Here is a 24,949-nt window from a genome sequence, read left to right as displayed (position 1 = left end):
GAGGCCAGTTCAGGGGTTCGCGGTGGGGTCGTGGGGCCCGTAGACGCATCGACATACCGCTGGGCGGTATCGGGTCGCAGTCCGAAGACTGCCGCGATGTGCAGAGGGTCACGGACACCCGCGGCTTCGACTTCGTCGAGGATCCGGTCCTGCCGCAGGAGGTCGAGGCTTGCCTCCTGCCCGCGCAGGACAGTTCTGATGTTCTGCCAGCGGTGAACACCGGCCCGACCGGGCTCGACGATCACTACGGTCCAGTCTCATGACGACGATTACAACGCGCACGGTCGAGTACCCGGCCGACGGCCTGACGATGATCGGGCACCTCGCGCTCCCGGCCGGTGTCGACCGCCGGCCCGCGGTGCTGCTCGGACCAGAGGGCCTGGGGCTCAGCGACGTCGAGCGCCGCCGGGCCGATGCGCTCGCCGAGCTGGGGTACGTAGCGCTGGCCTTCGACCTCCACGGCGCGCGCTATTTGGGCGACCCCGAGGAGATGCTGGCCCGTTGCATGCCGCTGCTCGCCGACCCCGACCGGATGCGGGGCATCGGCCACGCGGCGCTCGACGTGTTGCGCGCCGAACCGCGGACCGACCCCGACCGGATCGCCGCCATCGGCTACGGCACCGGGGGCGCCATCGGGCTGGAACTCGGGCGCGACGGCGCCAACCTGCGCGCGATCGGGACAGTCAACGCACTGACCACGGGCCGACCGGGCGAGACGGCGCGCATCCGCTGCCCAGTATGGGCCGGGGTCGGGTCGGAAGACCCGATCATGCCCGCTGAGCAACGGGACGCGTTCACTGCCGAGATGCAGGCCGCGGGCGTCGACTGGCGCCTCGTGGTCTACGGCGGAGCCCTGCACGCCTTCCACCACCCGCCGGTCGACCACACCGTGCGTCCCGGCGTCGGCTACCACCCACGGCACGCGCAGCGAGCCTGGCACGATGTCGTCGACCTGCTCGCCGAGTGCCTGCCCGTGACGGAGTGATCTGGTCAGTCCAAGCTCGGCCACCCGCTGACCAGCGCTTACCGGTCACCACGGCAGGTTCCTGGCGTATTCCGGTCCCATCCCTTCAGCGGCGCAGGACGCTGACGACGCGCTCTCTGCCCAAGATCGGGGCGTCCACGCAACCTTCGGGAGTGACGAGGTAGGGGCCGACCCACTTGCGCGAGTAGCCCGTTGGGGCGTCCTGGTCGGGGTAGGTGCGGCGGTGTGGCCCGTTCTCGTCGACCCACTGAAGCAGGCCCTGGCGGACCTCGGGAACGTCGCAAGCCCGCAGATGAGTCGTCGCCATGACCAGTTCAACGACGGAAGGCATCCTCGGTTCCGCCGACGGGCCGGACATCGGTGTTTCATAGGTGGTCCCTGTTGCAACACCGCGCGCAGCGGACGTTCCCGCAGGCCGCCGCGTTTCAACGGCCGTTTCCTTCCTCATTTTCTATGAAACGCACTCGTGAAACCTCAACGATTCCGGCGTGATCACCGACCCGCACAAGCTCGTCGAAGCCAACCCGTGCCCGATGTCCACCTGCACCGCCCCGGCCGGCTCGCCGTGCCGGACCACCGCCGGGAAGGTCGCGCTCAAATACCACACCGCCCGCTTCCAGCTCATCCCCGTACTCCGCTCCGAGCTCCACGTGGCCACCCCGGCCCTACTGCATCCCGGCTCTGCCTGGCAGGCCCTGCCGGTGCAGAAACTCGCGGCGCCCGCCGTACCGATGGAGATCCGCCTCGGGTACGCGCGGGGCTCCACCCGCACACAGGAGATCCAGTCCCAGGTCGACGCACTCGAAGCCTCCCAGGTGCACCGGTGTTCCATGAACAGATCAGCACCCGCGTGCGCGAGCGGCCCGAGATGAAGGCCGCGCTCGCCGCCGCCCGCGAGTACCGCTCGCTCGGCGCGAAGGTCACCCTCGTCGTCCACGAGATGAAACGACTGGGACGCGGCGCCCTGGAACTCCTCAAGGTCGCCGAGGAACTGCGCGACGCCGAGATCGAGCTGGAGTTCCTCACCGGCCCCCTGGCGGGCAAGCACGACCCGGCCGGGCACGGCGCCGCCCTGTTCGCGTTCTTCGCCGCCATGGCCGAGTCCGAACGCGACTACATCCGCGACAAGACCCTCGAAGGACAGGAGGCCGCCCGCACAAAGGGCAAGGCGATCGGCGGCACCATGGTCTCCGACGAGGACATGCTCGCCACCGCACGCCGACTGTGCGACGAGGAACACCTCTCCCTACGCGAGATCGCCTCCCGCCTCGTCATCCGCACCGGAAAGAAGCGCGGCCAGCACCCGGCCCCCGCGACCGTGATGCGCATGCTGCGCGGACACGACGAGCAGACGGCCTAGTGATCCAAGATCATCCCGTTGCCCCTTTGGCGCGTATCTCGGTCACACCCCATGCAGGCCAACTTCCTTCATGAAGCCGTGGGTTCATCCCAAGCACCCTTCAGAATCCGCGAACTCACGGGGGTATCGGTATCGAGATCTTCTACTGTCGGCCCGGCGTCGAAGGCGTCCACGAGAAAGGCGGGTTCGAGGGCCAGATCGGGTACTTCCGCCGCAAACGCGTCGTTCCTGTTCCCAAGGTCTCCTCGCTCGCCGAGCCGAACGAGATGGTCGAGCCGTGGGACCGGCAGGACGGCGCCCGCCGGATCGGTGCCAGATCCAGGACCGTCGCCAAATGATTCGCGGTCGAACAGCCGCTGCTGGTGCGGCCATTCGATGAGCCGCTCGAGACGGGCCGGCTGTTCACACCGCGGGGCGACCGCTATGGCCAGATACCTGTCCGCGCCAACCGCTACTCGGCCCCGATCCGGCTGATCAGCAAACGGGTCCGGGTCGTGTTGCACGCTTCTCACCTGGTGGTTTACGGCCAGAAAGTGGCGGTGGCCCGACACGAGAGGCTGATTGCCAAGGGCGCCATCCGGCTGGAGCTGGACCACTGCCCGGAAGTCTTGGTCCGCAAGCCCGATGCCTTCCCCGGCTCCACCGCTGTCGAGGCTCGCTCCGCAGGCAGGTTCACCCCGGTCCATGACGCCTGGCGGGACCAGGCCCGCAAGGTCCGCGGCGAGTGGAACGGCACCTGGGCCCCGACCGAGGTGCTTCACATGCCTCACGAGCATGTCGCCGCCGGCCTGGCCGGGGCCAGGACCGCAGAGGTTGTCGCGCTGGAGGCGCGCAAGTCAGCCCGGACCGAGGCCGGATCCTGCACCGCAGCGGGCGAGCGGGTTCAGGCAAGCCGCTGGTGATGGTGACCTCCCTGCACGAGTGGCGGCATCCACACCGGAGCCTTCACCACCGTGAGCGGCGAGCCGGCCTTCACCGCCAGCGGCGACCTGAAGGACTTCCCATTCCCCGTCTACCAGTGGCACTTCGGGAGATGTGACAGCCGCGGGTGAGAGTCGCCGGGCATCCGAGTGGCCCGGGAAGCACTCATGCCCGGTCGGCGGGGCCCCTCTGGTTGCCCGCCGGGGTGGTGCGCAGGTCGAGGACCCAGTTCTGGCCGACGAGGTCGTGGCCGAAACTGTGGTGGGGTTCCTCGTCGGCGAGGGTGAAGCCGAGACCCTGGTAGATCTTGCGCGCGGAAACCAGCACATCGTTCGTCCACAGTGTCACTTGCCTGTAGCCGGCCCCGCACGCAAAGACCAGGCATTCCTCGACAAGGCGGGCGCCTAGGCCGAGGCCCCTGGCCTTCGGGGTGACGAGCAGGATGCGCAGCTTGGCCACCCCTGGTTCGTCGCCGGCGACGAGGAAGATGCAGCCCGCGCGCTCGCCGCCAACCTCGGCGATCCAGGCGGCCTCCTTGGCCGGGTCGTTGTCGGCAGCGTAGTCGGCGACGATCTTGGCGACCAAGACTTCGAAGTCGGTGTTCCAGCCGAACTGCCGGTCGTAGATCTCGCCGTGAGCCATCACCACCCAGCCCAGGTCACCGGGACGGTTGGCGCGGCGCACGAGGACGTGCGGCTGGTGTTGCTGCTGCGGCATGGGTTGCTCGCCTGACCCCTCGACTGCATTCGGTTGCCACTGACACGACTGTTTCAGTAGCGCTAGGCTAGTCCCATGTCCAAGGAAGCGACAATCCCGTCCGCCAGGCAGGCCGAGCTGCTGGAGGCCGCCTATCGATACGCGCTCGCGCACGGCCTGGCAGACCTGTCCCTGCGCCCGCTGGCGTCGGCCATCGGCTCCAGCCCACGCGTTCTGATGTTCCTGTTCGGGAACAAGGACGGCCTGGTCAAGGCGCTGCTGGCGCGCGCCCGCACCGACGAGCTGACGGTCCTGGACCACCTTGCGCAAGCCGACCAGCCCATCGGCCTGGCCCCTGCGGTTGAGCAAATCTGGGCCTGGCTCGCCACCGAAGAACATCGCCCGCTGCTACGACTGTGGGCCGAGGCATACGCCCGATCCCTCGTCGAGCCCGACGGCGCCTGGGCCGGCTTCGCCCGCGCCACCGTGAACGACTGGCTCGACGTCCTGGCCACCTGCCAGCCACAACCCGAGAGCGACAGCGAGGACGGCGCGACCCGCCGCACCCTGGCCCTGGCCGTGCTCCGGGGCGCCCTGCTCGACCTTCTCGCCACCGATGACGAGCGCCGGGCCAGCGCTGCTGTCCACCGCCAGCTCGCCCTGCTGCGCGTTGTTCTCACCGATATCGGCGCCCTGCCGACCGGCCGACACGGCAGCCGCAGTTTGTGATCGATAGCATGTCGGTGCTGGTCAGCGGCCGGGCGGGACGGCTTCAGGTACGGGGACGGCGGCACTGACGCAGTCGTGAACGCTGATCACCCGGCCACGGTGCAGGAGCGCCGGGGCGCGGTACGGCTGGGTACGCCGGCGAGTGTCGACCGCCCAGGGCCCGGGCGAAGACGCAGGGTGTGCATCCGCAGACCGCGTATCGCTGGTTCCGTGAGGGCACCTTGCCGGTGCCGCGGCTCAGCGGGCCGGGTTGCGCACGATCCTGGTGAACGTGGAGACCAACGCAACGCGCGAGGTTGTGGCCGGTGTGGGCCTGTATGCCCGCGTCTCCTCCCACGATCAGAAAGCGGACCTGGAACGACAGGTTGCCCGGCTGTCCGCATGGCCGGCGAAAGCCGGTCACCGTGTCGTCCGTGTGGAGTGCGAGGTCGGCTCGGGCGTGACCGGCTCCCGCGCCAACGTCCGGCGTCTGCCGGCCGATCCGGAGGTGATCGCCGTGGTGGTGGAGCACCATGACCGGCTGGGACGGATGAACAGCGAACTGGTTGAGGCCGCTCTCGAAGCGGCGGTGCGTCGTCTCGTTGTCCTGGACGACGGCGAGGTCGAAGACGATCTGGTACGCGACATGGTGGAGGTGTTGACCTCGTTCTGCGCTCGCCTGTACGGACGCCGCTCAGCAAAGAACCGCGCTCAGAAGGCGTTGGAGGCTGCTGAGCATGGCTGACCTTCGCCCGATCGCCCGTCCGTTCGTCGCCCTCAGGCCGTCCGGTGCGGCGATACGCGACCGGCTACGAGGCCTGACCTCGCAGGATGAAGAGGTGCTGCGGCTGGTCGGTGAGTACATGGGGCGCCTTGCATCCCGTGACCTCAAGACCCGCTGCCGTGACGGTCTGGGTCACTCCACGGATACGTGGGCGGCGCGTAAGAGCGGGAGTTGACGCCGCTCTCGTCGTCGCGGTGGGCGGGCGCGGTCACCAAGGCGCAGCTCCAGAGCGATGCTGCGGGGCATCGGACCGTCCAGGCCCGACCGAGTGCTCTCGGGCGCGAGGGAACCCGCCCCGCATCCCCGGACCACGCACACGATGCGTGCCGCCCGGACGCGGAGCGAACGCGGAAGACCAGCGTGCCCAAAACCGTTCGGGACACGCGGCTGAGCATGAGTCCTGGCACCAGGACTCACTCCCGCTCAGTCTTCAGGAACGCTTACGGGCGGCGTCCCCACGCAGAGATCATCGGGGCGGTGGCCAGATCGAGCCGCCCGGTGGCGACGTTTGCCAAGTGCCGGTCGATCTCCTCGTCGGTGGCAAGCCCTTCCCCCACCAGACGGTGGCGGATCTGCCGCACCGTCGCGTCCTCGAGCACGGCACACGTCGGCGAGGTGATCGGGAAGTACGCATCGGCCTGTACATCGTCCAGACCGGCTTCGCGTAGCGCTCTGGGCAGGGTCCGCCCGTACGCGAGGTCCGCGCCGCGCGCCGCCATCAGTGTGCGGAAGCCGGATCGCAGCCGGTTGGCGAGCCGCTGTTCGGGACCAGACTCGTCCGGGCACAGCAGCGGCTGCAACCCTGGGTCGGCGTCCTCCAGGAGCAGCCAGCCACCGGGCCGCAGCGCCTGGACCATCCGGCGCAGGGCCTCGGCGCGGTCGGTGACGTGCACCAGGACCAGCCGGGCGTGCACAAGGTCGAAGCCGCCGGGTAGCGGCGGGTCGGCCGCCACGTCGTGGCACAGCACCTCGATCACGCCGCCGGCGATGTCCCGGGTCCAGGACACGTCGATGTCCGTGGCGATCACCGTACCGTTCGGGGCGACTCGCTCGGCCAGCCCGAGGGGTACGGAGGGCCCGCCGGCGCCGACCTCCCAGCACCGCATGCCGGCACCAGGGCAGCGCCTCCTTCTCGGCGAGTACGCGGTCCGCCCCGCATCGCGGCCGACCTCCTTTGGCTTGGGCTGCGATGGCCTCTGTGCGGATGGTGTGGCAGCCAAGCAGGGTCCGGACGTCGAGGGTTGGGGATGCCCGCGGCAGTAAGGCGTCCGCCGAGGTGACGGGGTCCATCGGCTGTCCAGCGGGGCGTCGGTGCTCCCCAGGGGGTGGTCTCGGTGATGAAGGACTTCCAGCCCTTCGTACTCGGGGTGCAGATGTACGCCTTGGCGCCCTTCTTGCCAAGGGTGTCAGTGCGCGAAAAGCGGTTGGCCGTCGGTCGCGAGGCCGGGAGAATCCGCGGGGTACGGAGCGGGGAGGTTGCATGGACGTGTTCACGTGCGTCGGGTGCGGCGCGGTGCTGACGGCGCCGGTCTCTCAGGTCGCGCTTCCCGTCCACGCCCATCACCTGTCATGGCACGAGCTGCTACCCCGCTGATGGAACCAGGGACGTACGCCGTCGATCCCGAGCCGTCCGGGCCACCGTGGCGGCCGTGGGACGAGGTCGGGGCGGTCGAGGCGGCGGCCCGCGGCGTGTACGCACCGGTGTACTCCCTTTCCTTCGGGGCGCTGGGACGGATCGTCGTCGCGCCGGGTGACTCCCGCGGCACGGTCCTGATCCCCGAGCGGTGCGAAGGCTACTGTCTTGGGCTGGACGGCCGGGACGGTCCCAACCTGGCGTGCGAGCGGTGCGGGCTCGCGGTGGCGACCCGGATGGACGACTGCTCGATCTGGCAGACGGTGTGGCTGGAGCCCGGCGCCGTGCGCCGGGCTCCAGCCGACGTACCCGTTGCCCCGCCTGTCGGCTGGGAGAGCGTGGCGCGGGGGCCGTGCGGTACGCCGCCCATCGAACCCGTCGGGGCGTGGAGCCCCCGCTGGGAGGCGGCGGTCGCGGCGGCGCTGGCGCATCTGGTGGTGGCCAGCGAGGACAGACCAGTGGCCCTCCCTGACGGTCTCGTCGCGGAGACATTCGGCCGTGGGGTCGCCGCGCCGATCCCCCCGTCGGGGCTTTCGACGAAGTCCGTAGGCCTGGTCGGCCCGGGGCTCGCCGCGGCACAGCCCGCCCCCGACATCGCTTTTGTCCCCCGGCATCCGCGAACCGGTGAGCCGTGGCGGCCGTCCGGCGCCGGTGCGACGGTGCCGCTGGCCACGGAAGTCTGGGCGTATCTGGCCTTCCCCCGGGAGACCTCGCCGCTTCCGGCATCCGGCACGCTGCCGGACCGTGTCCTCCGCGACGACTATCCGCTGCCGCCGCACCCGGCCTGCTCCGGCGGTTGGTACGGGAGACCGAAGGCAGGGCCCCCGAGCCGAGCGCACGCGGGCTGGACACCCAGAGCGTCAGAACCTCCGCCAACGTGCCCACCGCCGGCCAGGGCATCGACGCGGGCAAGCAGATCGCAGCCCCGTATGGACCTGTCGGATTGTGCAGGTGGTGCTGTCGGCATGAGGCTGGAGGCCAAGCCCGTGGGCGGCCGGACCAGGAATCCGGAGCGGCGGCGCCAGCCGTCGAGCCGAGGATGACCACGGCTGACCTGCGTGAGAAGCCAGGGGCCATCGTTGTCGGAGTCAACGGCTCGGACTCATCGAAGCAGCCATTCGCTGGGCCGTGCGAAGGGCGGAGTGCATCCGTGGTGCGGCGAAAGCGGTGACTGTTGAGGATTTCCCGCAGTACCCCGGCGCGCTGGGCTGATTGCCCCACACGAGCGGCGATGAAGCGGCCCGCCAGGCGATCCGCGCACACCGGCTGACCCATCGCCAGGTTCTCGCGCCGGGCTTCACGGCTGCCCAGCTCCTGCTGTGCCGGACAGCCTCGTCCCGGAGGAGCCATGACCGGCAGCATCTCCCCTATCCCTCATCCTCCAGAAGGAACGTGATCAGCGTGGCCCGGAATTGCCGTCTGATCCTGAGCTCGCCGTCCGAGGTCTGGGACCTGCTGTCCGACGGCCACCGCTACGGGGAGTGGGTCACAGGAACCCAGCGGGTCCTCGCCGCGGACCCGCACTGGCCAGAAGTAGGCGCCCGCCTGAAAGTCCGAGTCGGTGCCGGCCCCCTGACCCTCGACGACACTTGCGTCGTCCGCATCTGCGAACCGCAACACCGCCTCGAACTGGAAGCGAAGGCAGATCCTTTCGGCGCAGCCCGCATCGCCATGAACTTGATCCCCTGGGGCGAGAACACCCTCTTCGTTCTCGACTGGCACCCCCTCCGGGGCCCCGGCACCCGGATGCACGGACTCCCCGTGGATTACATCGTCGCAGTCCGCAACGGCATGATGCTGACGAAGCTGGCCCGGATCGCGACGCTCGAGCATGGCGGAAGCGCTTGAGGCACGTTGCAGAACACCCGAGGCGGATCAGCTCTCGTCCACGCTCATTTCAGACGTCCTTCCTGCGTCTGTTCCCTGTCTCGCCCACCGTTCGCTGATCTCAATGCACTCCGACCGGTCCCGCTACTGATCACTGCAGTGCCTTGTGGTCGGTCTCTACGACGCAGCGGCTCAGCGATCACGGAGTAGTTCGAGGCCGGCTCGTCCGTAGAGCTGTCTTTTGATCTTCTTGATGCGGTTCACAGCGCCTTCGGTGCCACCGGATCTCCACTCCAGGGTGAGTCCGGCTGTCTCGAAGCATGTGGAGCGCGAAGCCGGTGCGGTAGCGCCAGTTCCGCTTCTGCCCTCTCACAAACGACCATCTGTGAGAGTTCTGCGAGAGACCCGGGAGCCGACCCGTTTCCGCAGGTGGCCGCTCAAAACCCGCATGTTGTGCGACGGGGCTCTGAGGGGCTTCCGGCATGGATTTCACGCCCGATCAGGCCGCATTGGCGGTAGAACGTCACGACTGCCCGAACTGTGGCGCGCCCGCCGGCAGCGCCTGCCGCACCCGGGGCGGGAAGACCGCCGCGAAGTGCACACCCCCGCTTCGCCCTCGTCCCCGCGCTCCGCGAGGAACTGGAGATCCTGGTGCCCGCCGACCGGCTCCCCGGCCGCGCGTGGAGGCAGGGACCGGCGCTCGCCGTCGGGCCCGCGCCCCGCACCGGGCGGCCGATCCGGATCGGGTACGCCCGTACGTCGACCGCCCGCCAGGAACTGGCGAGCCAGCTCGAAGCCCTCCACAGGGCGGAGTGCCACAAGGTCTTCAAGGAGCAGACCAGCACCCGGGTCAAGGTCCGGCCAGAGCTGGAGAAGACCCTCGCCCTGGCCCACCAGTTCAAGGAGGCCGCGCCCGAGACCCCGGTCATCTTCACCGTCCACGAGCTCAAGCGCCTCGCGCGCTCTACCGATCGTCGATCTGGCCGGATGGGCTTTGAACTGCGCGGATGCGTCGCGTAGGTGTCCGTGATGCGGGGATTCGGTGGCGGGGGGCTTCGATCGTGTCCGCGTGGCAGCACAGGGCCGCGCCGAACGCCTCGTACCGGACCGTGTCAGGCGAGGCTGTCCGGGAGTGGCGCCAGACTGAAGTTGGCCCAGATGAAGCTGTCCATCTGATGCTGGTCGGCGCTGAGGTTTACGACGTGATCAACCTTGTCGTCTGCACCGAAGTGCCATACCAGCGCCCAGGTCGTGTCGACCTTGCCGATACCCTCTGTGGACCAGCCGCGGTGCACATCGACGACGTAGTTTTCGCTGGCCTCAAGGAAGAGCGGCTCCGCCCGGAAGCCGGTCTTGCCGAGCTGCTCGAAGAACGACCGCACTTCTGAGATGCCGCGCTTGGTGCCGGCGAGTGGGTGATGCCCCGGAATTGTCCACTCGATGTCCTCGGACAGCACCTGGGCGATGCCGTCCACGTCGTTGGCCGCGTACGCGGTGAAGAAGCGCTCGATGGCCTCGATCTTCGGATCTTTGGTGCTCATGGTTCCTCCATGGGCCTGAATCGGTGCTGGGTGTGGTGCGCATGAAGCTGTGCGGTTCTGGCTTCGGGCAGCGGTGCACGTTCTTCTCGTTCGGGGAAGTGCCCGGCGCCTCTTGGTTCTCTTCGGTCCGTACGACCGTCAACGGGCCTCGGTCACTGAGGGGCGCAGGGTCAGGACGGCCAGCATCGCTCCGCCGAGGCAGACGATTCCCGCTGTGAGCATTGCCGCGTGGAGACCGCCCAGCGTGGCGAGCGCGGAACTCGTCGTCGTCGAGAGCGACTTGGCGCGTGCGGTGACGATGGCGGCCAGGCCTGCGGTCCCGATGGCCCCGAGGAACTGCGGCAGCTGCGACAGGCCGCTCGCAATCCCCTGCTCATCGTCGCGGAGTCCCGATGTCATGGTGGTGATGAAGGAGACTACGGTCAGTACGTGGCCAAACCCCATGGCGCCGGATGTCAGCAGGAGTAGTGCCAGGCCGTTCTTCTCGGGCAGGAGGAACATCGTTCCGGTGCCGAGCCCCTGCACGATCAGTCCAGTGGCCATGGCGCCCACCTTGCCCCACGAGGTGATCAGCCGGGAGGCCAACATGCCGCCGACGAGTGCTGCGATGCCTTCCGCGAGGAAGCCGGCACCGGTGGTCAGCGCGGAGTAGCCCAGCACGTCTTGCATGTACAGGCTCAGCAGGACCGTCGTACCGCCGCACATGCCGAGCGTGATGAACCCGATCAGGCCGCCCCACTTCACCGTCGGCGTGGTCAGCAGGTTCAGCGGGATCAGCGGAGCCGCATGCCGCCGCTCCACCAGGAGGAGCGCGCTGAGGGACAGAACGGCCAGAGCGAGGGAGCCTGCCGTGGGTGCACTGACCCAGCCGGCGTCGGCGCCCGTTGAGATCCCGTAGACCAGGGCAAAGAGGCCGATGCTCGCGAGGACGGCCCCCGGGATGTCGAGCCGGGCCGCTGATCGTGTGGCGGTCCCGGGAAGCAGGATGATCGCGCCGATCAGTACCACTGCGCCGATGACGACCAGGATCAACATGGTCCAGCGCCAGTTCAGGCCGCTGGTGATCACACCGCCGCCGAGCGTGCCGAGGACGAAGCCCAATGACAGCACGGCGCCGTTGACGCCGAGGGCTTTCGTCCGCTGCGGACCTTCCGGGAAGACCGTCGTCATCAGCGCGATGGCGGTCGGCGCGATCATGGCAGCAGATGCGCCCTGGCCCGCACGGGCCGCGATGAGCATGGCCGGCCCCGCCGCAAGCCCCGCGATCAGGGAGAACGCGCTGAACAGAGCGACACCGAGGATGAACAGACGGCGGCGGCCGATGAGGTCGGAGACCCGGCTGAACAGCGGCAGCAGACTCGCCGTCGGCAGCAGACAGGCAGTTGCCACCCACTGCAGCGACCCAGTGCTCGCGAAGTCCAGGTCGCGCCCGATTTCCGGCAGGGCCACAGTCACGACCGAGAAGTCCAGACCCGTCATGAAGGTCGCGCCGCACAGCGTGACCAGGATCAGCCAGCCCCTGGTGCCGAGATTGTCCGTCACCTCCCCACCAGCAAGCACGTCTTGTGCCTCGGATACCGCCATGGAGTGCCTCTCATATGAACTCAAATGAACCGACGCAAAGGCCACGACGTAGAACGTCGGGCACGTCCCAGCCTGTGCTGCGCGACGAGCACCGACCAGCCCTCTGTTGGGGGTATCCCTGGCGTGCCTGCACCTGGCAGGTGCAGGCACAACACGAGGAAAGCGGGCATCCTGGGGGACATGGAGCGGCGATCCGAACTCGGCGAGTTCCTGCGCACCCGACGTGCCCGGCTGAAGCCCGAAGACGTCGGGCTGCCCGACTACGGCAGCCGGCGGCGGGTCCCCGGCCTGCGCCGTGAAGAACTGGCGCATCTGGCAGGCGTCAGCGGCGGCTACTACACGCGTCTGGAGCAAGGACAGAGTCCCAACGCCTCCGACGCCGTGCTCGACGCGATCTGCCGTGTCCTCCAGCTCAACAGTGCCGAACGGTCCCACCTGTTCCGCCTGGCTCGCAATAAGCTGCAGGCCCGCCGATGTCCGCGCCCCGAGCAACTGCGCCCCAGCGTCCGGCTGATGATCGACGCGTTCGGGGACGTACCCGCTCTGGTCATCGGACGGTGCAGCGATGTTCTGGCCTGGAACCACGCGGCGCACGCGTTGCTCGCGGGGCACCTGCCCTATGAGGCGCCCGCGCAGCCAGGCCAGCGACCCAACATCGCGCGCCTGGTCTTCCTGGATCCGCACAGCCGCGAGCTGTACACCGACTGGAGGAGCAAGGCCCGGGACACGGTCGCCGACCTACGTATGACTGCCGCCCGCAGCCCCGACGATCCCGAGCTGACCGAACTCATCGGTGAACTCACCCTAAATAGCCCTGATTTCGCAACGCTGTGGGCAGCACACCCCGTTCACACGTGCGTTCAGCACTACACCCGCAACTTCCAGCACCCGCTGGTGGGTTCCATGACCCTGAACAACGAGCTCATGGACCTGTCCAACGACAAGGGTCAGCGCATGGCGGTGTTCACCGCTGAACCAGGCTCCCCATCAGCAGCAGCCCTGCAACTCCTGGCAGACCTCAGTACCGAGACGTTCACGCCGCAGCAGGAACAGGACCACGTCCCGGCGCGCAAACACCAATGACTTGGCTCTCTGTTCACGCTGGGCGTGAAGCGCGACGCTGGCGGGGTTGAGGCCGAAGTGGGCGGCCAGAGCCTCTTCGACCTTCTCGTCGCACTCGTCGAGGAACTGCTCCACTTCCCGCGGCAGCCGGGCTAGGGAGGCGATCTGGTCGCGATTGAGGTGGATCGGGTCGGAGGGGCGGAACGGTCATAAGTGGTCCTGTTGGAGGTGTTGGGCTTCGATGTCGACGATGCGCTTGTCGGCGAAGCGGAGGTTGGAGCGGGCGCCTTCGAGGCGTTCTTGGAGTGTGCGGTGTTCCTGGGGCAGCCATTGGACGCAGTGCTTGAGGCTGGTGTTCTCGGTGACGGGCTGCTGGATGGACTCGTTGGGGACCATTTGTTCGAGGTCGCGGATCTGGCCCATCAGTTCGCCGATACGCTTCCGCTGCGTGAAGATCTCCTTCTGTGCCCGGCCGAGTTCTTCCTCAGCGTTGAGCGCGCGTTCGCGCCAGGACGCTTCGATCGGCTCGTGCTCCTACTGGGTCTCGTGGTCGTGGCGGTTGCGGTGGTCGGCGACGGCGTGCTGGACAAGGGCTCGTGCGTCGGTGTTCTCGTAGGGAACGTGGCGGAGACCTTGGCTCGTTCGGCGACGGCCCGGACGGTCAACCGTCCTCGTTCGCGGCGTAGCTGGCCAATTGCCTTCTCGATCCGAGTGAGTTTGTCCTTCGTTTGGAGGCGCCGGGCGGCGACGGCCGCCGCAGTGGAAGCGGACGTGGAGGTCATGCGGCTTCACGTCCGTCTTGCTGACAGGCCAGTTCCTGGGCCCGGAAGGCGGTGCTCCAGACACGTGCGAAGTAGTCCCGGGGCCGTCGCAGGTCGAGGGCGAGGGCTTCGCCGAGCAGGCCGACGGCTTCCAGCGCCCTTTCCCAGGCCGTCGATCGCGTGGGCGGTCGGTTCGAAGACCTCGTGCAGGTAGCCGGCGGCGCCATTGTCGGGGTGCGTTCGGCGAAGCAACCTCCATTCTCCGAACTACTGAGGTTGAACTCGTGGTGTCGTGTGGATGGTCAGGTCAAGGGAGCCGTGTGGCCCGAACCGAGACGGCTATATGCCCTCGGTTGTTGGCTGACTCCTTCAACCAGGACGTTCGGGAGCTCGGGCGGAGGCCCGCAGTTTGGAACGGCCTGTGGCGCGACTGACGCCCGTGAGATGCTTGATTTCATGACGGCGACCGCATCCGGTGACTTCGAGCTGACCATGGACGAGTTGCGCGTCGTAGCACGCTACGTCGCAGAGACCGCTCAGGAAGTCCTCCCCGTGTTCGAGGAAGCTAACCCCAGTGACCCTCGACCTCGCGCAGCCCTTGATGCCGCATGGGAGTTCGTCAACGGTGCGAGAAGGACCAAGCTGCAGCGCGTCACCTCGTTGGACGCACACCGAGCAGCGAAGGAAGCTTCCACCGAAGCCTCACGTCTCGCTGCGCGAGCTGCCGGCGATGCCGCATCTGCCGCGTACCTCCACCCGATCGCGAAAGCTCACCAGGTAGGCCACATCCTGCGCGCCGCTGCAAGTGCAGCGCGCATAGCTGAAATCAACGCAAGCGACGATCCCGAAGTCGGGAACAAGATGATCGAGCAGGCTCGGCAACGCGCCACACCGGTCTTGATCGATGTTCTTATTCGGTATCCCCTCGCGCCAGCTAGCAAGAACCGCGTTGAGCAACTCATGACCACCTTGGACGCTTCCCTGCGCGCGTCCCGCTGAGGGCTCCCTCCCGAACACCCGACAGCTGGCCTACCCTACGAACCGCATTGCCGCCTGAAGCCGCAACTGTCCGCGAAACTGCTGCCGTTCGGCGATCAAGACCGCCGCCTTGTCGATACCGCGTCCCGAGGCCATACCGCAGAGGACCAAGGACCGTCAGTCCCTACGACATCACGAGTTGAAGCTCAGTAAGGGATGGGCCGGTCCAGAGCCTCTCGGCTCAACTGGTTCGGCCTGCGATCTGATCGAATGCGGGGATGCCCAGGAATACGGGTGCTTCCTTGCGGCGTTGTTGCGCCACGGTCGTCGCCACCGCCGACTGGGCGCCCCACCTCAAAGGACTTCACGAGCGCCGATGCTCTCCTCGACACCGCTCTGTGCAAGAAGTGATGGCCGGCCCGCCGCGGTAACAGCGCGAGCAGGCTGGTGATCTCGCGTAGCGGCCGACGTGCAGGCCTGCCTGCCTCATCTCGTCTCCTTGTGGCTCCTGACGCGCCGATGACGAGCAGCCCACCAAGAAACCGTCCTGGCCTTGCCGGGATCGTCGAGATTGACGGCCTGGTAGCGGGCGGCGAACAGCATGGCGCGCTACTGTCTGCGGGCAATCTCCGGATCACCCGCGAGCCGGTCGACGGCGGCCGCCACCGGCACAGCGGTGCGAGTCCCACTCATTCGAGGCCCCCGGCGGGGCGAATGAGTCCATCCGTGTGCGTGGGCTACAGGGTCTGCGCACGCTGGAGGTGCCGCAGCCCCTGCTCCACAGGGAGGAACGATGATCGTATTGGTGGTGTCCATGCCGGAAGGGGTCGTCGCCGAGACACATGTGTCGGAGGCTCGTGAGCGCCTCACGGCATCGGATTTCCTGCTCGTGGACATCGAACTGCCCCAGGAAGTGTCGCCCGACGAAATGCCGGTCGCCGACCAGCTCGGTCTGGCCGAGGGCTTGACGTGGCTTGGCCGGAAGGGCGAATCCGTGCGGGCCGAGTACCTCGGTGACAGGGCCGGGTTCGTCGTGCCAGTGGTCGAGGCGGACCAGGTCACTCATCTCCATGCGTTCGTGACCGAGCGGTACCTGGTCACGGTTCACCGTGGACCGCTCGCGCTGATCAAGACCCTCACGCCCGGCTGCCTCACGAGAGACCCTCCGACACCGTGGCCACGCTGTTCCTGTTGCTGCAGGAGGCCCTGGAGTCCTTTCGCCGGTCCGCCGTGGAAGCTCTCCTGGCGGCGGAGGACCTCGAGGACGAGATGTTCGAGCGACGGCACCCCGAGCAGGTCTATCAATTGGCGCGTCTGCGACGGCACGCCGCCCTCCTGCACCACTCGCTCCTGCCCTACCTCCAGGTGATGGACGAAACCTTGACGCGGAGAATGATGAACCCCAATTTTCCCGAGGAACGGCAGCGGTTTGTTCGCTCCTACCAACAGCACGCGAGGCTGGTGCTCACGAACATCGAGTCTCTCCAGGAAGCCACCAGGCGCGTTTTCGGCAGCTACTCCTCCCTCGTGTCCGGAGAACAGAACGGAGTGATCAATCGGTTGACCATCGTGTCGACGATCTTCCTGCCGCTCTCGTTCCTGACTGGCTTCTTCGGCATGAACTTCACTTACATGACCAACGAGCTGGAGAGCAAGGTCGTCTTCTGGTTGCTCGCCGTGGGGTTGCAGGCAATCGTCCTGTTCATCGCCCTCTACATGCTGCACCGCACCCGCCTCTGGCGGAAGCTGCGCGAAGCAGACGAAGCCGATCACCGGGGAGCCCGCGCGCGGGCGACATCCCGCATCGGCAGGCGTAGCTCCAACCCTGGCAGGTGATACGTCGGCGTGAGCAGCACTCCGGGCACGGACACCGGGCTTCGTGGGACGTCTGCCTCCGGAGTTCTCCCCTGTCCAGAAACCGCGAAAGTGCGGTCGGGGAAACCGGTATCGGTGATGCTCACGGCCTTCCGCCGCCCGGCCGTACGAGAGCTGCCAGTGCTCGTCGGTGACGGGCAGGTCAATGGCCCGGCCGGCGTCGAGCCGGACGCGGGCAGCAAGCGAGCGCTGCTCGGCGAGGAACGCACCGGTGGGGGCGATGGAGGGGATCGTGAGGTGGTCGTGGGCGTAGTGGTGGTCGGCGACGTTGGTGAGGCGAGCGCGCCAGGCCGCTTGGTGCAGCCACGCACTCACCGTCGGCTGGATCACGCGGATCGGCACGACACGCACGCTCGCCGTGACCGGCACCGGCCGCCGGGCACTGCACGACCACCTTGGCCTGCCGCCGGCTGATCTCTGCCCCTTGGGAAGCCGTCGGCCACGCAGACGTTGGTGGACGCACGACGCCCAGACCACCCACATCCCAATAGCGCGTGCCCGTCATGCTGTCCAGGGGCTGAGAAGTCTCGTTTCAACGCGTGACGACCTCGAAGACTGCCGCGTCAGGCAAACGCCCCGGTCTTGGCCCGGAGTGAAGCCAGGCATCCGCCAGCAGCCCTTCGGCGAACTGCACGAACATCACCCACGGCTCCGGCGGGTTGAACACGGACCCCAACGAACCAGTCAGCGCGGACAGTTCGGCATCCCGCCCGGCTATCTGCGCAGCCGTCACACCCAGCATGATGCCCGGTCAACGACCAGCCGGAGATCACGTCACATGACCTCCGGCTGTAGTGCAAGTGGCCGACGCTACCGGGCCGTCCCGGCTGCGGTGAGCAGAGCCCGGACGACGGGCCGTACGCGGCCCGCCGCATCCAACACCGGATTCCGGCAGACCGGGGCCGTCCCGGCGCGACACCGGGCTGCGCGCCGCGGGACAGCGTACGAGCGGCGGTGGCGTTACGTCCCGGCCCCGGAGCAGACCCCTCAGGGCTTCTCTCGCGCCCTCATCGGCGCGGCACGCTCGTTGTCCGAACCATTGACAAGCCCGTTAATTTCTCCGAAACTCACGTCACTCGCGAACCATTGTTCATTCAGCGAACGCGAGACTTCAGAGGGGCCTGCTTCGGCCTCTGCGGCAGGGAGACCGCGCCGCCTCCTTTCGGCGTGCATCGCACGCAACGCATGTATCGCGACGATGTGAGAGAAGTGAGTATCAGTGACCACACGCTCCGCCCCGCCTGAGCGCTCGTTCCGCGCCGTCGGCGCCGTCATAGCCCTGTGCTGGCTTGCCGTGTTCTTCGACGGCATGGACGTCAACATCTACGGCGCCGTGATGCCGCATCTGCTCGACGACTCCTCCCTCGGCTTCACCACCTCGACCGCCGGGACGATCGGCAGCTGGACCACCTTCGGCATGCTGATCGGCGCCCTGGCCGCAGGCACGCTCACCGACTGGCTCGGACGCCGGCCCGTCGTGGTCTGGAGCGTCTCGCTGTTCTCCGTCGGCTCCGCGCTGTGCGCGCTCGCGCCGTCCGCGACCGCCTTCGGCGCCGGGCGGTTCCTGGCCGGCCTGGGTCTGGGCGGGCTGATGCCGATCGCCCTGGCAATCGTCACCGAGTTCGCCCCACCGCGCCGGGCCGCGCTCTCCATCGGCCTGCTGATGACCTCATACCACGCCGGGGGCATGGTGGCCACCGGGCTCGGCCTCGCCCTCGCACCGGACTTCGGCTGGCGCGCCGTCTTCTGGGCCGGTGTGCTGCCCGCGCTGATCGCGGTGCCGCTGGTGCTGAAGTGGCTGCCCGAGTCGCCTGGGGTGCTGCTCGCCAGGGGCCGCGCCTCCGACGCCGAGGCTGTCGCCGCGCGTTACTGCCTGCCATCGCCGACCGCGGCCGAGGCACCCGCGGCCGGGGCCAGAGGGCGATTCGCCGCAGTCGCTTCGCTGTTCGCACCCGGTTCGCGGATCGCCACCCCGCTGCTGTGGGTCGCGTCCTTCGCAGGTCTGCTGCTCGTCTACGGCGTCTCCACCTGGCTGCCCCAGCTGATGCGGGCCTCCGGCTACTCCCTCTCCTCCTCCGTCACCTTCCTGATGATCATCAACGCGGGTGGCATCGTCGGCATGCTCCTGGCCGGCCGCGCCGCCGACCGCTTCGGCGCCGTGCGCGTCTCCGCGATCTGGTTCGTCCTGACCGCCTGCGGCACCTTCCTGCTCAGGGCCCACATGCCGCTCGGTGTCGCCTACATGGTCGTCTTCATGACCGGCATCTGGCTCTTCAGCGCCCAGGCCATGGTGTATTCGGCCACCTCCACCGTGTACGCGCCCGCCCAACGGGCCACCGGCCTGGGCTGGGTCACCGGCATCGGCCGCACGGGCGCGGTCATCGGCCCCTGGCTCGGCGGCGCCGTCATCGAGGGTGGCAACGCCGGCCTCGGATTCACCACCTTCGCCGTCACCGCCGTACTTGGCGCGGTCGCGATCTGCCTGGTGCCGATGGCGCGTCGCACCCGGCGCGAGCCCGCCGCGCAGCAGACCCCGGCGCTGTCCGGTGCGATCGACTGACGCCCCACCCCACCTCGGCGAGTGACGCGATCGGACGCATCCGCGGAACCCCGGCCGACGTCGGCCGTTCCGCGGGCACGTCCGTTCGATGCGGCGGGTGCGCCTGGAAACCCCGACGTCCGGAGCCGTTGACGAACCGGCTGCCAGGGGATCAGAATGAAGCAGTAATGCGAACTTAAGTTCATCTGGCGAACACGAGTAGAAGGCAGGCGGATGGACAAGGTGGTCACCTCGGCCGCAGAGGCCGTGGCAGATGTCCACGACGGAGCGTCGTTCGCGGTCGGTGGCTTCGGCCTCAGCGGCGTACCGAACACGCTGATCCACGCGGTGTTCGACACCGGAGTCGGCGGACTGGGCGTGGTCTCCAACAACTGCGGCGCGATGGACTCCGGTCTTGCGGTCCTGCTCTCGGCGGGCCGGATCGCCCGGGTCACCGGCAGCTACATCGGCGCGAACAAGGAATTCGCCCGGCAGTACCTCGCCGGTGAGCTGGAGGTCGAGCTCATCCCCCAGGGCACCCTGGCCGAGCGGCTGCGCGCCGGCGGTTGTGGCATCCCCGCCTTCTACACGCCGGCCGGCGTCGGCACCCAGGTCGCCGACGGCGGACTGCCCTGGCGCTATGACGGCACGGGCGGCGTCTCGGTGTCATCGCCGCGCAAGGAGACCCGCGCGTTCGACGGTGTCGAGTACGTGCTGGAGCGGGGCATCACCACCGACTTCGCACTGGTCCGGGCAGCCAGGGGGGACCGGCACGGCAACCTGGTCTTCAACAAGTCGTCCCGCAACTTCAACCCGCTGGCAGCCATGGCGGGCCGGATCACGATCGCCGAGGTCGAGGAGCTGGTCGAGCCGGGCGAGATCGACCCGGACCAGGTCCATCTGCCGGGCGTCTTCGTCCAGCGGGTGGTGGCACTCACCCCCGAACAGGCCGTGGACAAGAAGATCGAGAAGCGCACGACCCGGGAGGTGTCGGCCTGATGGCCTGGACGCGAGACGAGATGGCCGCCCGCGCGGCCCGCGAGTTGGGCGACGGCGAGTACGTGAACCTCGGCATCGGGCTGCCCACACTGATCCCCAACCATCTCCCCGCCGGTGTCCAGGTTGTCCTGGAGTCGGAGAACGGCATCCTCGGCACCGGCCCGTTCCCCTACGAGGACGAGGTCGACCCGGACCTGATCAACGCCGGCAAGGAGACCGTCACCGTCCTGCCCGGCGCCTCCTTCTTCGACTCGGCGCTCTCCTTCGGGATGATCCGCGGCGGTCACATCGACACCGCCGTGCTGGGCGCCATGCAGGTCTCCGCCCGTGGCGACCTCGCCAACTGGGCCGTTCCCGGGAAATTGGTCACCGGTATCGGCGGGGCCATGGATCTGGTGCACGGGGCCCGGCGGGTCATCGTGACGATGACCCACACCGCCAAGGACGGCAGCCCGAAGATCGTCGAGGAGTGCACGCTGCCGCTCACCGGCCGGACCTGCGTCGACCGCATCATCACCGACCTCGGCGTCCTGGACGTCACCGACGACGGCCTCGTTCTGATGGAGAGCGCCCCGGGCGTCACCGCCGAGGAGATCCAGCGCCTGACCGCCGCCCCGGTCCGGATCGCCGCGGCCACCGAAGGGAGCGCGCGATGACCCGTCAGCTGCGCGACATCTACATCGTCGACGCCGTCCGCACCCCGGTCGGCAAGTACGCGGGCGCCCTGTCAGGCGTACGCCCCGACGACCTCGCCGCCGGAGTGCTGCGGTCCCTGCTGGCCCGCACGCCGGACCTGGACCCGGCCCGGATCGACGACGTCTTCTTCGGCAATGCCAACGGCGCCGGCGAGGAGAACCGCAATGTCGCCCGGATGGCCGGGCTGCTCGCCGGGCTGCCCGTCACCGTCCCGGGCAGCACCGTCAACCGGCTGTGCGCCTCCGGCCTCGAAGCCGTGATCCAGGCCGCCCGCGCCATCGCGGTCGGCGACGCCTCGGTCGCCGTCGCGGGCGGCGTGGAGTCGATGAGCCGCGCCCCCTGGGTGCTGCCCAAACCCTCGCGCGCCTTCCCGGCCGGCAACCAGGAGCTGTTCTCCACCACGATCGGCTGGCGCATGGTCAACAAGCGCCTGGAGCCGCAGTGGACCGTCCCACTCGGTGAGGGCGCCGAACTGATCGCAGACCGGTACGGCATCACCCGCGAGCAGCAGGACGCCTTCGCCGTGGCGAGCCACGAGAAGGCCGCCCGCGCCTGGAAGAACGGCCTGTACGACGGCGAGGTCGTGCCCGTCGAGGACGTCGGCCTCACCCGCGACGAGACCATTCGGGACAACACCTCGCCGCAGTCGCTGTCCGGGCTGAAGCCCGTCTTCCGCCCGGACGGCACGGTCACCGCCGGCAACGCCTCTCCGCTCAACGACGGCGCCGCCGCGCTGCTGCTCGTGGACGAGGAAGGCCTGAAGGCCACCGGCCGTGAGCCGCTGGCCCTCGTACGCGCCTCGGCCGTCACCGCCATCGAGCCGCAGTACTTCGGTCTCGGCCCCGTCGAGGCCGTCAGGAAGGCCCTGACCAGGGCCGGCCGCGGCTTCGGCGACCTGACCACGTTCGAACTCAACGAGGCCTTCGCCGCCCAGTCCCTGGGCTGTCTGGCCGAATGGCCCGATCTCGACCCCGCGGTCGTCAACCCGCGCGGCGGAGCCATCGCCATCGGTCACCCGCTCGGTGCCTCCGGTGCCCGTATCGCCGGAGCCGTCGCCCACCAGCTCGCCGCCGCGGGCTCCGGAACCGGCCTCGCCGCCCTGTGTATCGGCGTCGGACAGGGCCTCGCCCTGGTCCTGGAAAGGTAGGAAACCCCCGTATGACCACCCCTCTGACCCAAGGCCGCATCTCCGAGGAGATAGCCGAGCGGCGCGAGTCCTACGCCAAGGCCGTGACCGCCGGCGCGCCCGAGCGCAGCCACCCCGACCGTGGTTACGCCCCGTACCGCAGCAGCGTCCTGCGCCACCCCGGCAAGCCGTTGGTCGCCCTGAACGACCCCGAGGCCGTGGAGCTCTCCGGCCCGGTCTTCGGTGTCACCGATGTCACCGCCCTCGACCACGACCTCACCCGCCGGCACCGGGGCGAGCCGCTCGGCGAGCGGATCAAGGTCACCGGCCGGGTCCTGGACCGCGACGGCCGCCCGGTGCGCGGCCAGCTGGTCGAGGTCTGGCAGGCCAACGCCTCGGGCCGTTACGCCCATCAGCGCGACGACCACCCCGCCCCGCTCGACCCCAACTTCACCGGCGTGGGCCGCTGCCTGACCGACGATCAGGGCGCGTACGAGTTCGTCACCGTCAAGCCGGGCGCCTACCCCTGGCGCAACCACCTCAACGCCTGGCGTCCTGCCCACATCCACTTCTCGCTCTTCGGCAACGCCTTCACCCAGCGGCTGATCACTCAGATGTACTTTCCGGGGGACCCGCTCTTCGCCTACGACCCCATCCTCCAGTCCGTCACCGACGACTCCGCACGCCGGCGGCTCGTCGCGACGTACGACCACGACCTGTCCACCCCCGAATGGTCGCTCGGCTACCGCTGGGACATCGTCCTGGACGGTCCGGCCGCCACCTGGACCGAGGAGGGCCGCTGATGTCCACCACCCCGTCGCAGACCGTGGGCCCGTTCTACGGCTACGCGCTGCCGTTCGCGAAGGGCGGCGAGATCGCCCCCGCCGGACACCCTGACGCCCTCACCGTCCACGGCTATGTCTACGACGGCGCCGGGGCTCCCGTCCCCGACGCCCTCATCGAGATCTGGCAGCCCGCACCCGACGGCTCACGCCGCGGCGCGCCCGGGTCGCTGCGCCGCGACCCCGTCACCGGAGAGGTCATCGGCAGGGGCGACGTCGGCTTCACCGGCTTCGGCCGCGTCGGGACCGACGCGGACGGCCACTACGAGCTGCGTACGCTGCCGCCCGGCGGCGTCCCCTACCTCTCGGTGATCGTCTTCGCCCGTGGTCTGCTGCACCATCTGCACACACGGATCTACCTGCCCGGCCCGACCGACGCCGCGGCCGACCCGCTGCTGTCCGTCCTGGAGCCCGAGCGCCGCGCCACACTCCTCGCCGTCGCCCACGGGGAGCGACTGCTCCGCTTCGACATCCGGCTGCAGGGTGACGGTGAGCACGAGGAGACGGTCTTCCTTGCCTTCGACTGACGCCTCCGAGGACCTCGGTCTGCTCTCCCCGGGGCCGGCCGGGTCATCGGTCGAGGCCGCCACCGGCGACGCCGCCTACGTCCGCGCGATGCTCGATGCCGAAGCCGCACTGACCCGCGCCCAGGCCGCACTGGGCCTCGCCCCCGCCGCGGCGGCGCAGGCCGTCACAGCGGCGGCCGCCGAGACCGGCCGCTACGACGTCCGGGATCTCGCGTTGCGCGCCCGCTCCGGCGGCAACCCCGTCATCCCGCTCGTCGCCGACCTGACCGCGGCCGTCGCCGAGCGCGACCGGCAGGCCGCCGCCCATGTGCACCGCGGCGCCACCAGCCAGGACATCCTGGACACGGCCACCATGCTGGTCGCCGCCCGCGCCCTGGAACCCGTCCTCGCCGACCTCGGACGTACTGCCGACGCCCTGGCGCGGCTCGCCGCCGAGCAGCGCGACACACCGATCGCCGGACGCACGCTCACCCAGCACGCCGTACCCACCACCTTCGGCCTCAAGGCCGCCGGCTGGCGCTCGCTGGTTCTCGACGCCCACGAACGTCTCGCGGCTGTCCGGGCAGCACTGCCCGCACAACTCGGCGGTGCGGCCGGCACCCTGGCGGCCTTCCACGCGTTCGCCGAGGCCGACGACGCGACCGGCGGCCCGGATGCCGGCCCGGACCTGGGCCTGCGGCTGCTCGCCGGCTACGCCGCCGAGACCGGACTGGCCGAGCCCATGCTGCCCTGGCACACCCTGCGCACCCCCGTCGCCGACCTGGGCGGTGCCCTCGCCTTCACCGCCGGGGCACTCGGCAAACTCGCCGCCGATGTCCTGCTGCTGTCCCGTACGGAGATCGGCGAACTCGGCGAGGGTAGCGGTGGCGGATCCTCCGCCATGCCGCACAAGGCCAACCCGGTCCGCGCCACGCTGATCGCCGCCGCGGCCCGGCAGGTCCCCGCCCTCGTGTCCGTGCTCTACGCCGGGCTCGCCGCCGAGGACGAGCGCCCGGCCGGCGCCTGGCACGCCGAGTGGCAGCCCCTGCGCCAGGCCCTGCGTCTCGTCGGCGGAGCCGCCCGCGACGCCGCCGAACTGGCCGAAGGCCTGCGCGTCCACCCGCACCGGATGCGGGACAACCTCGACGCCACCGGCGGCCTGATCATCAGCGAGCGGCTCGCCGCGGTGCTGGCGGCCCTGATCGGCCGCGGCGAGGCCGGGCAGGCGCTGTCCCGGGCCTCCCGCCACGCCGTCGAACAGGGCATGGAACTCGACGAGGCCCTCAGGGAGGAGCCCGGCATCGCCCGTGTCCTTCCGCAGGACCGGCTGCGCGAACTGACCGACCCCACGCAGTACGCGGGCTCCGCGGGCGCCCTCGTGGACCGCGCCCTGCGCCGCACCGGCCCCTCCCGGAACCCGACCTGATGAAGCGTCAGATATCGACGCACCGGGCAGCCCCGCACCGGCCGGTGGCCGTGAGCCGTCCGCGACCCACCGCCCACCGGGCGGCCCCGCACACTCAGCA

Annotated in this window: 25 protein-coding genes and 3 pseudogenes; 20 read left to right on the top strand and 8 right to left on the bottom strand. The window is 69.2% G+C overall.

All coding sequences use genetic code 11. The features are described from left to right. The first annotated feature begins 259 nt into the window (after positions 1 to 259). On the top strand, positions 260 to 985 hold the full coding sequence (locus tag NRF20_RS45350) for a dienelactone hydrolase family protein (RefSeq protein WP_413754435.1): 726 nt from the start codon (positions 260 to 262) through the stop codon (positions 983 to 985). Positions 986 to 1,070: 85 nt separating this feature from the next. Here NRF20_RS45350 and NRF20_RS45345 read toward each other — a convergent pair whose 3' ends face one another. Then, on the bottom strand, positions 1,071 to 1,316 hold the full coding sequence (locus NRF20_RS45345) for a hypothetical protein (RefSeq protein ID WP_398633048.1): 246 nt from the start codon (positions 1,314 to 1,316) through the stop codon (positions 1,071 to 1,073). A gap of 157 nt (positions 1,317 to 1,473) precedes the next feature. On the opposite strand from NRF20_RS45345, the gene NRF20_RS45340 reads away from it, so the two are divergent. Both NRF20_RS45340 and NRF20_RS45335 read left to right on the top strand, forming a co-directional pair. Then, entirely contained in the window at positions 1,474 to 1,857 is a 384-nt protein-coding gene (locus NRF20_RS45340; RefSeq protein ID WP_413754434.1) for a hypothetical protein, read from the top strand. After that, entirely contained in the window at positions 1,809 to 2,345 is a 537-nt protein-coding gene (locus NRF20_RS45335) for a recombinase family protein (protein WP_413754433.1), read from the top strand. Before NRF20_RS45340 ends, NRF20_RS45335 begins: the two co-directional genes overlap by 49 nt. Before the next feature lie 68 nt (positions 2,346 to 2,413). Here NRF20_RS45335 and NRF20_RS45330 read toward each other — a convergent pair whose 3' ends face one another. After that, positions 2,414 to 2,848 (bottom strand): hypothetical protein, encoded by a 435-nt coding sequence (locus tag NRF20_RS45330; RefSeq protein WP_413754718.1) that lies wholly within the window; start codon positions 2,846 to 2,848, stop codon positions 2,414 to 2,416. On the opposite strand from NRF20_RS45330, the gene NRF20_RS45325 reads away from it, so the two are divergent. After that, positions 2,744 to 3,247, top strand: a complete 504-nt coding sequence (locus NRF20_RS45325; RefSeq protein WP_413754697.1) for a Mu transposase domain-containing protein — start codon at positions 2,744 to 2,746, stop codon at positions 3,245 to 3,247. The two genes, NRF20_RS45330 and NRF20_RS45325, sit on opposite strands and share 105 nt — an antisense overlap. A gap of 184 nt (positions 3,248 to 3,431) precedes the next feature. Here the strand turns inward: NRF20_RS45325 and NRF20_RS45320 are convergent, their stop codons facing one another. Beyond that, entirely contained in the window at positions 3,432 to 3,983 is a 552-nt protein-coding gene (locus NRF20_RS45320) for a GNAT family N-acetyltransferase (protein WP_413754432.1), read from the bottom strand. A 75-nt stretch (positions 3,984 to 4,058) separates the two neighbouring features. Between NRF20_RS45320 and NRF20_RS45315 the strand changes: the two genes are divergently transcribed. The 3 genes and pseudogenes from NRF20_RS45315 to NRF20_RS45305 all read left to right on the top strand — a co-directional run bounded on the left by NRF20_RS45315 (position 4,059) and on the right by NRF20_RS45305 (position 5,629). After that, on the top strand, positions 4,059 to 4,691 hold the full coding sequence (locus NRF20_RS45315; protein WP_413754431.1) for a TetR/AcrR family transcriptional regulator: 633 nt from the start codon (positions 4,059 to 4,061) through the stop codon (positions 4,689 to 4,691). Positions 4,692 to 4,870: 179 nt separating this feature from the next. Further along, a pseudogene (locus NRF20_RS45310) lies at positions 4,871 to 5,415 on the top strand (IS607 family transposase). Further along, a complete protein-coding gene (locus NRF20_RS45305) occupies positions 5,408 to 5,629 on the top strand; it encodes a hypothetical protein (protein WP_398633042.1) in 222 nt (73 codons plus the stop codon). Before NRF20_RS45310 ends, NRF20_RS45305 begins: the two are co-directional and overlap by 8 nt. A gap of 265 nt (positions 5,630 to 5,894) precedes the next feature. Here NRF20_RS45305 and NRF20_RS45300 read toward each other — a convergent pair. Further along, positions 5,895 to 6,569: pseudogene (locus tag NRF20_RS45300) on the bottom strand (methyltransferase domain-containing protein); the annotation flags it as partial. Between the two features lie 1,299 nt (positions 6,570 to 7,868). On the opposite strand from NRF20_RS45300, the pseudogene NRF20_RS45295 reads away from it, so the two are divergent. The 3 genes and pseudogenes from NRF20_RS45295 to NRF20_RS45285 all read left to right on the top strand — a co-directional run. Continuing rightward, positions 7,869 to 8,009, top strand: a pseudogene (locus NRF20_RS45295) (IS5/IS1182 family transposase); the annotation flags it as partial. 479 nt (positions 8,010 to 8,488) lie between these two features. Beyond that, on the top strand, positions 8,489 to 8,935 hold the full coding sequence (locus NRF20_RS45290; RefSeq protein ID WP_398633041.1) for an SRPBCC family protein: 447 nt from the start codon (positions 8,489 to 8,491) through the stop codon (positions 8,933 to 8,935). Positions 8,936 to 9,454: 519 nt separating this feature from the next. Continuing rightward, entirely contained in the window at positions 9,455 to 9,934 is a 480-nt protein-coding gene (locus NRF20_RS45285; protein ID WP_398633040.1) for a recombinase family protein, read from the top strand. A 92-nt stretch (positions 9,935 to 10,026) separates the two neighbouring features. Here NRF20_RS45285 and NRF20_RS45280 read toward each other — a convergent pair whose 3' ends face one another. Next, the gene (locus NRF20_RS45280; RefSeq protein WP_398633039.1) at positions 10,027 to 10,455 is read right to left on the bottom strand and encodes a nuclear transport factor 2 family protein; all 429 of its coding nucleotides are present in this window, start codon (positions 10,453 to 10,455) and stop codon (positions 10,027 to 10,029) included. Positions 10,456 to 10,593: 138 nt separating this feature from the next. Next, positions 10,594 to 12,039, bottom strand: coding sequence for an MFS transporter (locus tag NRF20_RS45275; RefSeq protein ID WP_413754430.1), 1,446 nt, complete (start codon positions 12,037 to 12,039; stop codon positions 10,594 to 10,596). 180 nt (positions 12,040 to 12,219) lie between these two features. On the opposite strand from NRF20_RS45275, the gene NRF20_RS45270 reads away from it, so the two are divergent. Then, positions 12,220 to 13,122 carry a helix-turn-helix transcriptional regulator gene (locus NRF20_RS45270; protein WP_398633037.1) on the top strand — a complete coding sequence of 301 codons (903 nt, stop codon included), beginning with the start codon at positions 12,220 to 12,222 and terminating at the stop codon, positions 13,120 to 13,122. Positions 13,123 to 13,308: 186 nt separating this feature from the next. On the opposite strand, the gene NRF20_RS45265 is transcribed toward NRF20_RS45270, so the two are convergent. Then, a complete protein-coding gene (locus NRF20_RS45265; RefSeq protein ID WP_413754429.1) occupies positions 13,309 to 13,524 on the bottom strand; it encodes a hypothetical protein in 216 nt (71 codons plus the stop codon). Positions 13,525 to 14,318: 794 nt separating this feature from the next. On the opposite strand from NRF20_RS45265, the gene NRF20_RS45260 reads away from it, so the two are divergent. Together NRF20_RS45260 and NRF20_RS45255 are read left to right on the top strand one after the other, a co-directional pair. After that, entirely contained in the window at positions 14,319 to 14,861 is a 543-nt protein-coding gene (locus NRF20_RS45260; RefSeq protein ID WP_398633035.1) for a putative immunity protein, read from the top strand. Between the two features lie 1,152 nt (positions 14,862 to 16,013). Then, positions 16,014 to 16,676: a CorA family divalent cation transporter gene (locus NRF20_RS45255; RefSeq protein ID WP_398633034.1), complete on the top strand. Its 663-nt coding sequence runs from the start codon at positions 16,014 to 16,016 to the stop codon at positions 16,674 to 16,676. 571 nt (positions 16,677 to 17,247) lie between these two features. Here NRF20_RS45255 and NRF20_RS45250 read toward each other — a convergent pair. Then, complete coding sequence (locus NRF20_RS45250; protein ID WP_398633033.1) at positions 17,248 to 17,448, bottom strand: hypothetical protein; 201 nt, start codon at positions 17,446 to 17,448, stop codon at positions 17,248 to 17,250. Positions 17,449 to 17,934: 486 nt separating this feature from the next. Between NRF20_RS45250 and NRF20_RS45245 the strand changes: the two genes are divergently transcribed. The 7 genes from NRF20_RS45245 to pcaB all read left to right on the top strand — a co-directional run bounded on the left by NRF20_RS45245 (position 17,935) and on the right by pcaB (position 24,849). Continuing rightward, positions 17,935 to 19,275 (top strand): MFS transporter, encoded by a 1,341-nt coding sequence (locus tag NRF20_RS45245; protein WP_398633032.1) that lies wholly within the window; start codon positions 17,935 to 17,937, stop codon positions 19,273 to 19,275. A gap of 213 nt (positions 19,276 to 19,488) precedes the next feature. Continuing rightward, positions 19,489 to 20,253, top strand: coding sequence for a CoA transferase subunit A (locus NRF20_RS45240; protein ID WP_398633031.1), 765 nt, complete (start codon positions 19,489 to 19,491; stop codon positions 20,251 to 20,253). After that, positions 20,253 to 20,909: a CoA transferase subunit B gene (locus NRF20_RS45235; RefSeq protein WP_398633030.1), complete on the top strand. Its 657-nt coding sequence runs from the start codon at positions 20,253 to 20,255 to the stop codon at positions 20,907 to 20,909. Before NRF20_RS45240 ends, NRF20_RS45235 begins: the two co-directional genes overlap by 1 nt. After that, positions 20,906 to 22,096, top strand: a complete 1,191-nt coding sequence (locus tag NRF20_RS45230; RefSeq protein WP_413754428.1) for a thiolase family protein — start codon at positions 20,906 to 20,908, stop codon at positions 22,094 to 22,096. Before NRF20_RS45235 ends, NRF20_RS45230 begins: the two co-directional genes overlap by 4 nt. 11 nt (positions 22,097 to 22,107) lie before the next feature. Beyond that, positions 22,108 to 22,878 (top strand): protocatechuate 3,4-dioxygenase subunit beta, encoded by a 771-nt coding sequence (gene pcaH, locus NRF20_RS45225; RefSeq protein ID WP_398633028.1) that lies wholly within the window; start codon positions 22,108 to 22,110, stop codon positions 22,876 to 22,878. Next, positions 22,878 to 23,444, top strand: coding sequence for a protocatechuate 3,4-dioxygenase subunit alpha (pcaG, locus tag NRF20_RS45220; protein WP_413754427.1), 567 nt, complete (start codon positions 22,878 to 22,880; stop codon positions 23,442 to 23,444). Before pcaH ends, pcaG begins: the two co-directional genes overlap by 1 nt. Continuing rightward, positions 23,431 to 24,849 (top strand): 3-carboxy-cis,cis-muconate cycloisomerase, encoded by a 1,419-nt coding sequence (gene pcaB, locus NRF20_RS45215; protein WP_398633026.1) that lies wholly within the window; start codon positions 23,431 to 23,433, stop codon positions 24,847 to 24,849. Before pcaG ends, pcaB begins: the two co-directional genes overlap by 14 nt. The last annotated feature ends 100 nt before the right edge of the window (positions 24,850 to 24,949 follow it).

It is taken from the genome of Streptomyces sp. R-74717 (genome assembly GCF_047305335.1).
Lineage (GTDB): Bacteria > Actinomycetota > Actinomycetes > Streptomycetales > Streptomycetaceae > Streptomyces > Streptomyces atratus.
Note: the sequence above shows the minus strand (reverse complement) of the source record. Positions and strands in the feature narration are given on the sequence as shown.

Bases quoted from the DNA above. Each gene is read 5' to 3' on its own strand.
- NRF20_RS45270 (WP_398633037.1), top strand. From the start codon at position 12,220: ATGGAGCGGCGATCCGAACTCGGCGAGTTCCTGCGCACCCGACGTGCC.
- NRF20_RS45240 (WP_398633031.1), top strand. From the start codon at position 19,489: ATGGACAAGGTGGTCACCTCGGCCGCAGAGGCCGTGGCAGATGTCCAC.
- NRF20_RS45350 (WP_413754435.1), top strand. From the start codon at position 260: ATGACGACGATTACAACGCGCACGGTCGAGTACCCGGCCGACGGCCTG.
- NRF20_RS45275 (WP_413754430.1), bottom strand. From the start codon at position 12,039: ATGGCGGTATCCGAGGCACAAGACGTGCTTGCTGGTGGGGAGGTGACG.
- NRF20_RS45230 (WP_413754428.1), top strand. From the start codon at position 20,906: ATGACCCGTCAGCTGCGCGACATCTACATCGTCGACGCCGTCCGCACC.
- NRF20_RS45280 (WP_398633039.1), bottom strand. From the start codon at position 10,455: ATGAGCACCAAAGATCCGAAGATCGAGGCCATCGAGCGCTTCTTCACC.
- pcaG (WP_413754427.1), top strand. From the start codon at position 22,878: ATGTCCACCACCCCGTCGCAGACCGTGGGCCCGTTCTACGGCTACGCG.
- pcaH (WP_398633028.1), top strand. From the start codon at position 22,108: ATGACCACCCCTCTGACCCAAGGCCGCATCTCCGAGGAGATAGCCGAG.
- NRF20_RS45345 (WP_398633048.1), bottom strand. From the start codon at position 1,316: ATGCCTTCCGTCGTTGAACTGGTCATGGCGACGACTCATCTGCGGGCT.
- NRF20_RS45265 (WP_413754429.1), bottom strand. From the start codon at position 13,524: ATGGGCCAGATCCGCGACCTCGAACAAATGGTCCCCAACGAGTCCATC.
- NRF20_RS45260 (WP_398633035.1), top strand. From the start codon at position 14,319: ATGACGGCGACCGCATCCGGTGACTTCGAGCTGACCATGGACGAGTTG.
- NRF20_RS45315 (WP_413754431.1), top strand. From the start codon at position 4,059: ATGTCCAAGGAAGCGACAATCCCGTCCGCCAGGCAGGCCGAGCTGCTG.
- NRF20_RS45320 (WP_413754432.1), bottom strand. From the start codon at position 3,983: ATGCCGCAGCAGCAACACCAGCCGCACGTCCTCGTGCGCCGCGCCAAC.
- NRF20_RS45235 (WP_398633030.1), top strand. From the start codon at position 20,253: ATGGCCTGGACGCGAGACGAGATGGCCGCCCGCGCGGCCCGCGAGTTG.
- NRF20_RS45305 (WP_398633042.1), top strand. From the start codon at position 5,408: ATGGCTGACCTTCGCCCGATCGCCCGTCCGTTCGTCGCCCTCAGGCCG.